This window comes from Streptomyces sp. Y1, from assembly GCF_041053115.1.
Classification (GTDB): domain Bacteria; phylum Actinomycetota; class Actinomycetes; order Streptomycetales; family Streptomycetaceae; genus Kitasatospora; species Kitasatospora rubellomurina.
In genome coordinates this window covers 3,349,556-3,362,297 of the sequence record NZ_CP163445.1, presented here as the reverse complement: position 1 = coordinate 3,362,297, position 12,742 = coordinate 3,349,556, and the positions used below count along the sequence as shown (strand labels likewise).

12 protein-coding genes are annotated in these 12,742 nt (G+C 75.3%); 7 read left to right on the top strand and 5 right to left on the bottom strand.

Translation table 11 applies throughout. From position 1 onward, the window contains the following. Positions 1-47: 47 nt before the first annotated feature. A complete protein-coding gene (locus AB2U05_RS14095; RefSeq protein ID WP_369183382.1) occupies positions 48-1,346 on the bottom strand; it encodes an ABC transporter substrate-binding protein in 1,299 nt (432 codons plus the stop codon). Between the two features lie 177 nt (positions 1,347-1,523). Between AB2U05_RS14095 and AB2U05_RS14090 the strand changes: the two genes are divergently transcribed. Both AB2U05_RS14090 and purU read left to right on the top strand, forming a co-directional pair. Then, a complete protein-coding gene (locus tag AB2U05_RS14090) occupies positions 1,524-2,039 on the top strand; it encodes a hypothetical protein (protein WP_078859545.1) in 516 nt (171 codons plus the stop codon). Between the two features lie 121 nt (positions 2,040-2,160). Further along, positions 2,161-3,027, top strand: a complete 867-nt coding sequence (gene purU / locus AB2U05_RS14085) for a formyltetrahydrofolate deformylase (RefSeq protein ID WP_045692384.1) — start codon at positions 2,161-2,163, stop codon at positions 3,025-3,027. Between the two features lie 15 nt (positions 3,028-3,042). On the opposite strand, the gene AB2U05_RS14080 is transcribed toward purU, so the two are convergent. Both AB2U05_RS14080 and AB2U05_RS14075 read right to left on the bottom strand, forming a co-directional pair. Further along, positions 3,043-4,245, bottom strand: a complete 1,203-nt coding sequence (locus AB2U05_RS14080) for a zf-HC2 domain-containing protein (protein ID WP_045692385.1) — start codon at positions 4,243-4,245, stop codon at positions 3,043-3,045. Beyond that, positions 4,242-4,982, bottom strand: coding sequence for an RNA polymerase sigma factor (locus AB2U05_RS14075; protein ID WP_369183381.1), 741 nt, complete (start codon positions 4,980-4,982; stop codon positions 4,242-4,244). The genes AB2U05_RS14080 and AB2U05_RS14075 overlap by 4 nt, the downstream gene beginning before the upstream one ends. Before the next feature lie 590 nt (positions 4,983-5,572). Between AB2U05_RS14075 and AB2U05_RS14070 the strand changes: the two genes are divergently transcribed. Beyond that, positions 5,573-6,049, top strand: a complete 477-nt coding sequence (locus AB2U05_RS14070; protein WP_052706598.1) for an anti-sigma regulatory factor — start codon at positions 5,573-5,575, stop codon at positions 6,047-6,049. A 545-nt stretch (positions 6,050-6,594) separates the two neighbouring features. Here the strand turns inward: AB2U05_RS14070 and AB2U05_RS14065 are convergent. Beyond that, positions 6,595-7,581, bottom strand: coding sequence for a GlxA family transcriptional regulator (locus AB2U05_RS14065; RefSeq protein ID WP_369183380.1), 987 nt, complete (start codon positions 7,579-7,581; stop codon positions 6,595-6,597). A gap of 256 nt (positions 7,582-7,837) precedes the next feature. Between AB2U05_RS14065 and AB2U05_RS14060 the strand changes: the two genes are divergently transcribed. The 4 genes from AB2U05_RS14060 (at position 7,838) to AB2U05_RS14045 (ending at position 11,254) form a co-directional block, all read left to right on the top strand. Beyond that, on the top strand, positions 7,838-9,079 hold the full coding sequence (locus AB2U05_RS14060; protein WP_045692440.1) for an MFS transporter: 1,242 nt from the start codon (positions 7,838-7,840) through the stop codon (positions 9,077-9,079). An 80-nt stretch (positions 9,080-9,159) separates the two neighbouring features. Then, positions 9,160-9,687, top strand: coding sequence for a GNAT family N-acetyltransferase (locus AB2U05_RS14055; protein ID WP_045692388.1), 528 nt, complete (start codon positions 9,160-9,162; stop codon positions 9,685-9,687). Positions 9,688-9,812: 125 nt separating this feature from the next. Next, positions 9,813-10,157: a DUF4229 domain-containing protein gene (locus AB2U05_RS14050; protein WP_045692389.1), complete on the top strand. Its 345-nt coding sequence runs from the start codon at positions 9,813-9,815 to the stop codon at positions 10,155-10,157. 20 nt (positions 10,158-10,177) lie between these two features. Next, positions 10,178-11,254, top strand: coding sequence for a LacI family DNA-binding transcriptional regulator (locus AB2U05_RS14045; RefSeq protein ID WP_369183379.1), 1,077 nt, complete (start codon positions 10,178-10,180; stop codon positions 11,252-11,254). Positions 11,255-11,348: 94 nt separating this feature from the next. On the opposite strand, the gene AB2U05_RS14040 is transcribed toward AB2U05_RS14045, so the two are convergent. Beyond that, positions 11,349-12,557 (bottom strand): MFS transporter, encoded by a 1,209-nt coding sequence (locus tag AB2U05_RS14040; RefSeq protein WP_369183378.1) that lies wholly within the window; start codon positions 12,555-12,557, stop codon positions 11,349-11,351. Between the last annotated feature and the right edge of the window lie 185 nt (positions 12,558-12,742).

Here is a 12,742-nt window from a genome sequence, read left to right as displayed (position 1 = left end):
GCGACGGGCGGGCCCGACCGGGCCCGCCCGCCCTCACCCGCGCGGGATCACGCCGGGGGCCTGCCCTTGGTGAGCACCCAGCGGACGTCCACGAAGCCCGGCTGCTGCAGGGCCATCCGCCCGCCCTTGACCACCTGGTAGGTGACCCAGGTGTTCACCAGCCGGGGCGACTCGTTGCTGGGCAGCATGTTGGTGGTGCCCCAGTTCAGCGGCGGGGTGATGCCGACGTCGACGCCCTCGCCGCTGTCCAGCAGCGCGGCGATGGACTTCCCGGTGACCGGCTTGCCGGCGGCCGTCAGCTTCTCCACCACCACCCGGAACACCTCGTACGAGACCCAGGTGGTCTGCACGCCCGGGTCGGACACGTCGATGGGCCGCCCGTCGGTGGTGTCGGAGCGCACCACGCCGCGCAGCCCGTCCCAGATCTTCGCCGACTCCGGCGGGTACCAGCTGGTGACCATGGCGCCGGCCAGCGGGCCGCTGTCGCCGCCGGTGGAGTCGACCACCGACTGCTGCACGCTGCCGATCACCGAGGCGATCCGGGTGTTCTTCGGGGTCAGCCGGCGGTAGGAGTCCAGCAGGTTGCCGGTCGGCTCGGCGGTCAGGGCGCTGGTGACGCAGTTGCCCGGCTCGTCCTTGCCGATCGCCTTGCGGGCGACCTGCGTGTAGTCGCTGGACTTCTCGGGCGCCTTGACGTCCAGCAGCTTGATCCCGGCCGGCTTGAGCGCGGTGCCCAGGTAGCCGAGCAGCACGTCGCCGGCCGGGGTGTCCGGCCGCACCAGCGCGACGGCCTTGCAGCCGGCCTCGACCAGCTGGCGGCCGCTGCCACCGATCAGCGCCGGCAGGCCGCCGTCCACCGGGTAGGACAGCGGGCTGGAGAACTCGGGCTGGGAGATCCCGTACCCGCCGATCAGCGGGATCCCGGCGCGCTCCAGCACCGGCATGAAGTCGTCGCCGAACTGGCTGTACGAGCCGATCACGGCGACGGCCTTGGCGTCCACGGCCTGCTGGGCACAGGCCTTGGCGCCCTCGGGCCGGTTGTGCTCGTTGCAGGTGAGCACCCGCAGCCGGCGCCCGCTCAGCCCGCCCTTCAGGTTGACGTCCCGGCCGATCGCGTCGGCCAGCTCGGTCATCCCGGGGCGGTCGGCGGCGCCGGTGCCGGACGGCGCCCAGGTCATCACGACCAGGTCGGAACTCGTGGAAGCATCGGCCGGTCCGCCGCACGCGGAGGCCGAGAAGAGGGTGGGGAGCAGCACCGCCGTGGTGACGGCGGCGGCGATCGCGGGCCGGCAGCGGTGCCGGGCGATCGGGGGACGGGCCCGGAACGAGTCCCTTCGGCTGGTCATCGGTCTTCCCTCTCTGGGGCGCCCTCCGGCGCACCGGGGAACAAGCCAAGCCCCCGGAGACGCACGCCGAGAGGGCAGAAGTCCGAACGTTCGGCAAACGGAAGCTGAAATCCGGGTCGGTACGCGTGTAGATCGCGAGTGGAGCACGAACGGACGGGGAACGTACGATCGTTCTTCATGTCCGCCAGCACGAATTCTTCGCACCGGTCTGCCGGAAGCCCTTCTCGTCCGGGCCACCGCTCCAGCACGATGGGCGGTATGCCGCTCAACGACCTGCCCTGGTGGCGCTGGCGTGCCCGACTGCGCTCCGCGCTGCACATGCTCTCCGACCCCGGCTTCCAGCAGGAGGCCTGGCTGACCGGCCGGGACGGCTACGGCGACGTCACCGACGCCGTCTACCGACTGGTCGAGGACACCTGGCTGGACCGCTGGTCGGCCGAGAAGTACGTCGGCGCGATCTTCCGCGACTCCACCGAGGCCGCCCTGGTGGACACCGCGGTGCTGCGGGCCGTCCGACTGCTGCACGAGGTCGGCGCGGACGCCCCGGCCGCCGCCTACCTCGGCCACCCCGACTGGCCGGAGACCGTCCGGGCCGCCCGCGAGGCGCACGTCGCGCTGGCCGTCAACGACGGGGACGACCCGGACGCGGCGCCCAAGTCGCTGGACGTGCTGCGCATCCTCACCCAGGTCTGATCCCTTCCGCCCGCGCCCGCCCCGCCGTCCCCGTCCAGCTCGTGGGCAGCGGGGCGACGGCCGTCCGGAATGTGACACGCTGGACCATTCACGCACGCACGACCAAGGACGGATTACCCCAGTGGAACAGCAGCCGGCCAGCGCCCAGTACGTCCTCACGCTGTCCTGCCCCGACAAGCAGGGCATCGTCCACGCTGTCTCCAGCTACCTCTTCATGACCGGCTGCAACATCATCGACAGCCAGCAGTTCGGGGACGCGGACAGCGGCCTGTTCTTCATGCGGGTGCACTTCTCCGCCGCCGAGCCGGTCACCGCCGAGAAGCTGCGGGCCAGCTTCGCCGCGATCGGCGCCTCCTTCGGGATGGACTGGCAGATCCACTCCTCCGCCGAGCGGATGCGGATCGTCCTGATGGTCAGCAAGTTCGGGCACTGCCTGAACGACCTGCTCTACCGCACCCGGATCGGCGCCCTGCCGGTCGAGGTCGTCGCCGTGGTCTCCAACCACACCGACCTGCGGGACCTGACCGAGAGCCACGGCGTCCCCTTCCACCACATCCCGGTCACGAAGGACACCAAGGCCGAGGCCGAGCAGCAGCTGCTCGACCTCGTCGCCAAGGAGGACGTCGAACTGGTCGTGCTGGCCCGCTACATGCAGGTGCTCTCCGACCAGCTGTGCACCGAGCTGTCCGGCCGGGTGATCAACATCCACCACTCCTTCCTGCCGAGCTTCAAGGGCGCCAAGCCGTACCACCAGGCGCACGCCCGCGGCGTGAAGCTGATCGGCGCCACCGCCCACTACGTCACCGCCGACCTCGACGAGGGCCCGATCATCGAGCAGGAGGTGGCCCGGGTCACCCACGACGTCAGCCCGGACCAGCTGGTCGCGCTCGGCCGGGACGTCGAGTGCCAGGCGCTCGCGCGTGCGGTGAAGTGGCACAGCGAGCACCGGGTGCTGCTGAACGGGAGCCGGACGGTCGTCTTCGCCTGACGCGCTGAGCGGCGGCTAGGGCCGGGACAGCAGCGGGAGCGCGTGCAGCACCTCGCGGACCGCGGCCCGGTCGCCGTGCGCGCCGACCGGCAGCCGGTCCGGGTCGCGGTGCGCGGCGGCCAGCTGGCACAGCTCCAGCGCGTCCAGCACCATCGTCGCCACCGGCTCCCCGCCGGGCGGCCCCGCCTCCGGGCCGTCCAGCGGCACCAGCCACTCGCCGGCCGCCGGGCCGTCGACCAGCAGCCGCAGCCGCCGCCCGCCCGGCTCCTCGGCCGGACCGGCACCGGGGACGCCCGGGGCGCCCGCGTGCTCGGGCCGGGCAGCCCGCAGCCCGGCCAGCGCGCCGGGCAGCAGCCGGACGGTCAGGTCCACCATCTGCCGCAGGTGCTGCGCCGCCGGCGGATCGTACGGGTAGGCGACCGCGCGGGCCACGTCCTCGCCGTGCACGTAGCACTCCAGCGCGCGGTCCACGAAGGCGTCGCGCAGCGGCAGCACGGCGAAGCCCAGGTCGACCGGGGTGTTGCCCCGCGGCGCGAGCGCGGCACTGCGCACCAGGTCGTGCGCGTGCCGGCGCCAGCGCGCCCGCACCGCGCCCGGCGGCTGCCCGGCCTGCTCGGCGACCAGCCGCGCGGTGCGCGCCGCGATCCCCGCGTACGGGCCGCCCTGCGGCGGGACCCGGGGAGCGGGGGACGGCCCGGCGGCGTCCTGCGGCGGCACCCGGGGCTCCGGCGCCGGGGCGGGCGGGCTGCCCGGGGCGGCCGGGACGGGGTCGGGCAGGCCGAGGGCGAGCGCCAGCAGCCCGTCCACCGCGGTCAGGTGGCCCAGCACCTCGGCCGGGCGCAGGTGCTCGGTACCGCCGTGCCACGGCAGTTCGGCCACCTCCTGCCACTCCTGCGGGCCGAGGTCGCGCAGCAGCGCGTCGAGCTTCGCGGTCTCCGCGGCGAACGGCAACCCCCAGGCGGGCACGGGCAGTTCGGCCGGGCGGCGGGTCAGGCACCAGTCCAGCACCTGCTGGCGCAGCGAGCCGGGCTGGTCCAGCGGCTCGTCGAGGGCGAGCCAGCCGGCCGCCTCGCGCAGCCGGGCGGCCTCCTCGGCGCACTCCGGGCAGGCGCGCAGGTGCTGCTCCAACTCGGCGGCCTCGTGCGGCGGGCAGGCGCCGAGGGCCCAGGCGCCGAGCAGCGAGCGCAGGGCGTCGTGCCGGTCGTCGGTGGTCGTCACGTGCCCCCGTCCCCCTCGTGCCGGCGGCCCCCGCCGTCGGTGTCCTGCCCGGTGTCCGGGTGCCGCTCGGTGTCCGGGTGCTGCCCGGTGTCCGGGTCGCGGGGCCGGTCCGGGCGGGTGGCGTCCTCGGCCAGTTCGGTGGCCAGCAGGGCCAGGCCGAGCCGCATCCGCTGCTTGGCGGCCTGCTCGCTGATGCCGAGCAGCCGGGCCGTCTCCTGGTAGGTGCGGCCGTCGTAGTAGGTCACGGCGATCGTCTCACGCAGGGGAGCGGGCAGGGATTCGACCACGTACTGCGCGCGTGCGGCGGCGGCGACGGCGCGGATCTCCGCCTCGGCGGACTCGGCGGACTCGGGGGCCTCGTGGGCCCCGGTGGCCGCTTCGGCCGCTTCGGCGGCCGCGGGGTCGTCGGCGGTGCCGCCCGCCGCCCGGGTGGGGACGAGGTCGGCGGCGCGCCGGGCCCGCAGCCGTTCCACGGCGAGGCGGTGGGTGAGCGCGCCGAGCCAGGAGCGCAGGGAGCCCTGGGCGGGGTCGAAGTCCTCGGGGCGCTCCCAGACGCGGGCGAAGACCTCCCGGGTGAGCCGCGCGGCGGCGGCCTGGTCGCCGAGGACGCGGCCGGCCAGGCCGTGCACCATCGGCGAGAGCTGGTCGTAGAGTTCGCCGAGCGCGGTCTCCTCGCCACGGGCGAGGCGGCGCTGCAACCGCTCGTCCCAGCGCGGGGTCTCGTCCGGGGCGGCCATCGGGAACCACCCCCTCCTGCCCGGGTTCGCTGGCTTACTCCACGGTATCTTGCGGCCGGTCCGCGGCGGGAGGGAATCCGGCAAGAACGGAACGGGCTCTCACGGATCGTCACATGGTGGGACAGTCCGCTGGTGGGACGGTCCGGCGATGCCGCTGTTCGAGATCGGCTGGACATATGTCGCACGGGTGGTTCGCGAGTGGCGGCGGCGGTGCGGGGGGTGTGCGGCGGTAGGTTCCGGTCTGCGGAAAACCGGCCGGTCGGCCCGGGCCGGACGAGCGCCGGTGCGAAGCTCGCGAGAGTGAACGGGACAGTATGCACTGCCCTGTCCCCCGATCGCTGGAATATGCCCGAAGCGCTTGCTGCGGCCCGTCAGCCCGCCCATCCTGAGGCGAGTTCGTGTCGCGGCCGGTGTGCGGCGGCCAAGAGACGGGCCTTGGGCGGCGCGGACGAGCCGACGTGGGCGGGCAGGCCGGGCGGGCGCCCGGAAGTGACGGCCCGGGTGGCACCGGGCGAGGTGCGAGGACCCGCCGGCCGGCCGATCCGGCCCGATCGGGACATGGCCGAACTGCGAGTGCAGGTGGTGGAGCGGTGCAGGTTCTTCAGGTGCAGCTGGCGGTGCAGGCGGACCCGGCCGAGGTGGGCCGGGCCCGCCGGTGGGTGCGGTCGCGGCTGTTGAACCACGGGGTGGACCCGGACGCGCCGATGGCCGAGACGGTGGTGCTGGTGGTCTCCGAGCTGGTGACCAACGCCGTCGTGCACACGGGCTGTCCGGCCGTGCTGCGGCTGTGCCTGCCGGTCGTCGAGGACGGCCCGGCGGGTGGCGGACCGGCCGGCCTGCTGCGGGTCGAGGTCGCCGACGCGAGCACCCGCGCGCCGGCCCCGCGGCACGCCGGGGCCGACCAGGACGCGACCAACGGGCGCGGGCTGGAGCTGGTCGAGCTGCTTTGCGAGCGCTGGGGCTGGTACCCGGACGGCTCGGGCAAGCGGGTGTGGTGCGAGATCGGCGCGGACGCCCGTCCGGTGGACCCGCTGGCCGACGTGGACTGGGCGGCTCTGGCGCAATAGCGCCGCCGGGGCGCGGGCCCGCGGCCGGTGACGATCACCCGGCCGAAAGGTGACGCAACCATTCCGAATTTCCGACAACCCATTGACGTGACGTATCCGACTGATCACGCTTGGGTCCGGCTCTCCGTTGCGAGGGGACGCCGAGGGGACGTCCGTCCGCCGTCACGGTGCTGCTGTTCAGGGGGAACGCGTCAGCAGGGGGATCCGTGGACCGCCGGAGGCGGGCCGCTCCTCGGCGAACGCGGAGGGTGCGACCCGGGTCCAGGACCCGAGCGTCGCGATCGGACGGCGGCCCGTGGCGCCGCGCGCGGGGGGTGCGCGGCCGGGCGCCGTCCGATCCCGTACGTCCCGGATGCCGCCGGCGTGGCCCGGCGGCGGTTGGGCAGCGGTGCGCGGGCGGCGCGGCGGTGGATCACCGGTGGCTCGCCGGCGGCCGGGTGACGACCGGGCGGCGGCTCGGCGGGCGGCTCACGGGCGGCGTTTTCCGGCCAACCGCCCAGTCTCTTCCCAGGCTTCACTCAGGCACGCTTCACACGACCGGAGCCTCAGGAGGTGCGCCGCACCCCCGGGTCGGCCCGGAAGGTCCGCCGGTAGGCGCTCGGCGCGACGTCCAGTCGGCCGCGCAGCTGCAGCCGCAGCGAGGCGGCGGTGCCGAAACCGGACTCCCGGGCGACCTGGTCGATGCTCAGGTCGGTGCGCTCCAGCAGCTGCCGGGCCCGCTCGGCGCGCTGCACGGTGATCCACTGCCCGGGGCTGGAACCGGTCTCCTCGCGGAAGCGCCGGGTGAAGGTCCGCACGCTCATGCCCGCCCGGTCGGCGAGCTGCTTGAGCGCCAGCGGCCGGTCCAGGTGCTCCAGCGCCCAGGCGCGCACGGCGGAGGTGCCCTGGCCGGTGGCGGCCGGCGGGCTCGGCGCCTCGACGTACTGCTTCTGGCCGCCCTCGCGCCACGGCGGCACCAGGCAGTTGCGGGCCACCGCGTTGGCCACCGCGCTGCCGTGGTCGCGGCGCACCACGTGCAGGCACAGGTCCACCCCGGCGGCCACCCCGCCGGAGGTGAGCACGTCGCCGTCGTCGGTGTAGAGCACGTCCGGATCCAGCCGCACCTGCGGGAACAACCGGGCGAACCGCTCGGTGTAGCGCCAGTGCGTGGTGGCCGGGCGGCCGTCCAGCAGCCCGGCGGCGGCCAGCAGGAAGGAGCCGGTGCAGATCGACATCAGCCGGGTGCCGGGCCGGATCCGGGCCAGCGCGGCGGCCAGGGCGGGGGTGAAGGCGGCGTCCACCGCCTCCGGGCTGGAGTCGGCGGAGGCCGGGACCACCACGGTGTCGGCCCGCTCCAGCAGTTCCGGCCCGTGGTCGACGGCGATCCGGAAGTCGGCGCTGGTGGCGACCGGGCCGCCGTCCAGGGTGCAGGTGGCCACCCGGTAGAGCGGGCGGCCGGCCGGATCCCTGGCGCCGCCGAAGATCCTTGCCGGGATGCCGAGTTCGAACGCGATCACGCCGTCCAGGGCGAGCACCGCGACCAGGTGCGTCATGCCGTTCCCTCCCGAGTGCGGTGGCTGCCGGCCACCACGGTGGCCGGTGCGGTGGTCCGGGCCAGGGTACGCCCGGTGGTGGCCCGATCCTTGCGAAAGCTGTCATTCAGGCCACTCGTGGCGGCCCCGGCGCCTCGGGAGACTCGTCCGCGTGACCGAACGCCGCGCCTCCGCCCCCACCGCCGCACCCCCCGCCGCCCCCGCCGCCCCCACCGCGGACGGCCCCGCCGCCGACCGCTCCGCCCGTCGCCCCCGGGTGCACTACGCCTGGGTGGTCGCCGCCGTCGCCCTGCTCGTCCTGCTCGGCTCGGCCGGCTTCCGCTCCACGCCCAGCCTGATGATGGACGCCCTGCACAACGAGTTCGGCTGGTCGAACGGGACGATCGCCAGCGCCACCTCCGTCAACCTCACCCTCTACGGCCTCACCGCCCCCTTCGCCGCCGCCCTGATGGACCGCTTCGGCGTCCGCCTGGTCGTCGTCTGCGCCCTGCTCACCATCTCGATCGGCGCCGGCCTCACCATGCTGATGCGCCAGCCCTGGCAACTCGTGCTCTGCTGGGGCGTGTTGGTGGGCCTCGGCAGCGGCTCGATGGCCGGCGCCTTCGCCACCACCATCACCGGCCGCTGGTTCCAGGCCCGCCAGGGGCTGGTCACCGGGGTGCTCACCGCCGCCGGCGCGGCCGGGAACCTGGTCTTCCTGCCGGTCGGCGCCTGGCTGGTCGAGCAGCACGGCTGGCGCTCCGCCGTCGTCGTGGTCTCGCTCGCCGCCTGCGCCGTCGCCGTGCCCGTCCTGCTGCTGATGCGCGAACGCCCCGCCGACCTCGGCCTGCTCCCGTACGGCGCCACCGAACCCCCGCCCGCCCCCGCGCAGGACGGCCGGGCGATCGCCCGCTCGCTGCGGGTGCTGCGCGAGGCCGCCCGCAGCCGGGCGTTCTGGCTGCTGTCCGGTTCCTTCGCGATCTGCGGCGCCACCACCGCCGGCCTGGTCGGCACCCACTTCATCCCGGCCGCGCACGACCACGGCATGCCCGTCACCACCGCCGCGAGCCTGCTCGCCCTGATCGGCGTCTTCGACGTGGTCGGCACCGTGTTCAGCGGCTGGCTCACCGACCGGGTCGACTCCCGGCTGCTGCTCACCGTCTACTACGGGCTGCGCGGCGTGTCCCTGCTCCTGCTGCCGCAGCTGTTCGCCGGCTCGCTGCAGCCGCCGATCCTCGCCTTCGTGATCTTCTACGGCCTGGACTGGGTCGCCACCGTGCCGCCGACCGTCGCGCTGTGCCGCCGGAACTTCGGGGAGGACGCCCCGATCGTCTTCGGCTGGGTGCTCGCCAGCCACCAGATCGGCGCCGCCGTCGTCGCAGGGCTGGCCGGCCTGGCCCGGGACGCGCTCGGGAACTACGACCTCGCCTGGTACGGCGCCGGCGGGCTGTGCGTGATCGCGGTCGGGCTCTGCCTGGCGCTGCGCGGCGGGCGTGCGGCGGCTCCGGCCGTGGCCTGAGCGGGGTGAGCGGCGTGGGGGCGGCCGGGCTTCCGGGGTGGCCGGGGCTTCCGGGGTGTCGGAGGGCCTAGGCTCCGGGCATGGCGCTGACCTTCACCCTGGACCCGACGCTCGACCGCGGCCTGAAGTCGGACATCGTCCGGCTGTGGACGGACGTGAGCAACGCCGGCGGCGCGGTCGGCTTCGTGCCGCCGGTCACCGAGGACGACGTGTGGGACACCGCCGAACGGCAGTTCGCGGGCGTCGCGCCGCAGGGCCCGGACCGGCTGCTGGTCGCGCACGAGAGCGGGACGGGCCGGCTGGTCGGCCTGCTGTTCTTCGAGTCGACGCGCTACGAGATCATGGACCACTGGCGCTCGCTCAGGTCGGTCATGGTGCACCCCGACCTCCAGGGCCTCGGCCGCGGCGCCGAACTGCTCGCCGAGGCCGAGCGGATCGCCCGGGCGTGGGGCCTGCAGTCGCTGCGGCTGACCCTGCGCGGCGGCCAGGGCCTGGAGCGGTTCTACGGCCGCGCCGGCTACCAGGAGGTCGGCCGGGTGCCGGCCGCGATCCGGGTCGCCCCCGGCGACGACCGGGACGACGTCACCATGTGGCTCGACCTGCGCTGACACTCCGCCGGGCAGGCGTTCGGCGGCCCGGCTCCGGGTGCCCCGTTCCCCCCGCCGGCCGTCGGGCATGCTTCACTGGGAGGCCGGCCCCCGCCCCCCACGCCCAGCGAGAAGGAAGTGTTCCAGTGAGCAGCAACGGCCAGGAGAAGTCGCACGCCACGCTCCGCTACACCTCCCTGCGGGTCAGCATCTTCCTCGGCTGTCTGCTGGTGGCACTGCTGCTCGGCCACTTCGGGATCATCCCGGTCAGCGGCGAGGCCGGCGTGATCTTCCTGTTCCTGCTGGCCGCGCTCGCCTCCGCGCCGCTCAGCTACGCGCTGCTGAGCAAGCAGCGCGACGAGATGTCCGCCCAGATCAGCACCAAGGTCTCCGGGATGCGCAGCCGCACCGCCGAGCGGATCGCCGCGCAGAACGCCGAGGAGGACGCCGCCGACGAGGCCGCCCGCGCGGCCGCGGCGCGGCAGAACTGACCCCGGCCGGAGCCCCGCCCTTGCCCGCCACCGACCCGGGGACGCCCGCCACCGACCCCGCCGGGACGCCGTCCGCCGGGAGCACGGCCGGGACCTGGCCGCCGCCCGCGCGCCGGCCCACCGGGCGGGACGTGGCCCGGCTCGCCGGGGTCTCCCAGGCCACCGTCTCGCTGGTGTTCTCCGGTTCCGAGGCCGGCCGCCGGGTCTCCGAGGCCACCCGGGAGCGGGTCCGGCAGGCCGCCGACAGCCTCGGCTACCGCCCGCAGGCCGCGGGCCGTCAGCTGCGGCTCGGCCGCAGCGGGATGATCATGTTGGCGGTGCCGAACCTGCAGGGCCCGTTCTTCGGCCGGGTGCTGCAGGGCGTCCACCAGGAGGCCGGCCGGCACGGCCTGGCCGTCGTGGTCAGCTCCGGCTGGGGCAGCGCCACCCTCACCGAGGCCGCCACCGCCGGCCGCTTCGACGGCCTGCTGATCTGCTCCCCGGACGACAGCCAGCTCGGCGAGCTGCCCCCCGACACCCCCGCCGTCTTCCTGGACGCCGACCCCGGCACCGACCGGGCCCGCCCGACCGTCGAACTCGACGTGGCCGGCGGGATGCGCGCCGCCGTCGAGCACCTGGCCGCCCTGGGCCACCGCCGGATCGGACACCTGCGCTCCACCCACGCCGCCTACACCTTCCGCCGCCGGCAGGCCGCCTTCGAGCAGGCCGTCCGCGAACTCGGCCTGGAGGTCGTCGAGTTGGGCGTGAGCCTGAACGACGGCCACGCGGCCGCCCGGATCGTCGCCGGGCAACTGCTGGAGCGGGCGGACCGCCCGCGCGCGGTGGTCTGCGACGACGACGTGGTCGCCTCCGGCGTCTACCAGGCCGCCGCCGAGCGGGGGTTGCGGGTGCCGGACGACCTGTCCGTGGTCGGCATGGACAACGTCACGGTCGCCGCCCTGCTCGCCCCGCCGCTGACCACCGTGGACCTGCCCGGCGAGGAGCTGGGACGGGCGGGCGCGGCGGCGCTCGCCGGCCTGCTGCACGGCGAACCGGTGCCGCCGGTGCCGCCGTTGGCGACCTCGCTGGTGCTGCGCTCCTCCACCGCACCCGCGTAGGCCGGGGCTCCCCGGCTGATCGCGCGGGCGCGGCCGCAGCGGACCGCGCCCGCCGGGCCAGACCCCCGGCGGGCGCGGTCGTTCGTGGGGCGGGTCAGCCCACCGGGACGGGCCGCGCCGCCGGTGCGGGCGGCGCCGTCTCCAGTCGGCCCCGGGCGGCGACCAGCAGCAGCCCGCCGAGCGCGATCCCGCCGGCCGCGCACAGCGCCACCGGGCCCAGCGGGCCCTCGGCGAGCTTGCCGGACACGGCGTAGCCGAGCGAGTTGCCGGTCGCGAAGAGCGTCACCAGCCAGGCGAAGGCCTCGGTGACCGTCCCGGTCGGCGCCAGCTCGGCGACCAGCACGAAGGCGGCGGCCAGCAGCGGGGCCAGCCCGATCCCGGAGAGGAAGGCCAGCGCCGCCATCGGGTACGGGCCGGGCAGAGTGACCAGCGGCAGGTAGGAGGCGGCCATCGCCAGCGCCATCAGCCAGGTGCGGGCGGCGGTGCTGCGCCGCCAGGTGACCGCGCCGTAGGCGAGCGCGCCGAGCAGGCCGCCGAGCGCGGCCAGCGCCAGCAGGGTGCCGGCGCCGCCCGGCAGCGCGTCGGGGTGCCGCTCGGCGTAGGCGATGAACAGCACGTTCTGCGCGCCGACCGCCCAGCCGGCGCCGGCCAGCCCGACCAGCAGCAGCACCAGCCCGGGGGAGCGCAGCGGACCGAGCAGCCCGGCGGACTTCTCCCGGGCCGGGGCGCGCCAGGCCCGGGCGGGCCCGGTGGTGGCGACGATCAGCGCGCCGGCCAGTCCCAGCCCGGCGGCCACCCAGAGCGCGGCGACCGGGCTGAACAGGCCGGAGATCGCGGCGACGGCGAGCGGCCCGGCGACGTAGAGGATCTGCTGGGAGGCGGAGTCGAAGGCGTACGCGGTGTCGAGCTGCTCCTCGTCGACGACGTCCGGCCACAGCGAGCGCAGGCAGGGCTCCAGCGGCGGCATGGCGAGGCCGGCGATCGCGGCGCCGACCGGCGCGGCGATCGCGGAGCCGGGGTCGAGGGCGAGCAGCGCGTACCCGCCGCCGGCGACCACGGCGGCGGCGAGCAGGACGCGGGGCTGTCCGGTGCGGTCGACGATCCGGCCGAGCACCGGTCCGCCGATGGCGGCGGCGATCGCGTAGGCGGAGGTGGCCAGACCGATCCGGCCGTACGGCACCCCGGCGTCGCGCAGGGCGAGGGCGATGACCAGGGCGGTCATGCCGGCGGGCAGGCGGCCGAGCAGGGTGCCGAGCAGGAGTCGGGTGACGTGCGGGGCGCGGAGCAGGGCGAGGTAGCCCATCGGCGGGTCCTTCTCCGATGCGTGGCGGGCGGGCAGGGGTGGTGTGACGACCAAGTTATACGTATAACTGCCCGCCGGTCAACGCCATCTCAAACAACTACTTTGAACATCTCAAACCTTTACTGCTAACGTGTCGGCCATGACAGCCTCAGACGCACTGCGGATGCACGGCCCGGGCCAGCTGC

Coding starts and splice junctions, on each gene's coding strand:
- AB2U05_RS14095 (WP_369183382.1), bottom strand. CDS start 1,346: ATGACCAGCCGAAGGGACTCGTTCCGGGCCCGTCCCCCGATCGCCCGG.
- AB2U05_RS14090 (WP_078859545.1), top strand. CDS start 1,524: ATGTCCGCCAGCACGAATTCTTCGCACCGGTCTGCCGGAAGCCCTTCT.
- AB2U05_RS14075 (WP_369183381.1), bottom strand. CDS start 4,982: ATGGCCGCCCCGGACGAGACCCCGCGCTGGGACGAGCGGTTGCAGCGC.
- AB2U05_RS14065 (WP_369183380.1), bottom strand. CDS start 7,581: ATGACGCACCTGGTCGCGGTGCTCGCCCTGGACGGCGTGATCGCGTTC.
- AB2U05_RS14055 (WP_045692388.1), top strand. CDS start 9,160: ATGGCGCTGACCTTCACCCTGGACCCGACGCTCGACCGCGGCCTGAAG.
- AB2U05_RS14040 (WP_369183378.1), bottom strand. CDS start 12,557: ATGGGCTACCTCGCCCTGCTCCGCGCCCCGCACGTCACCCGACTCCTG.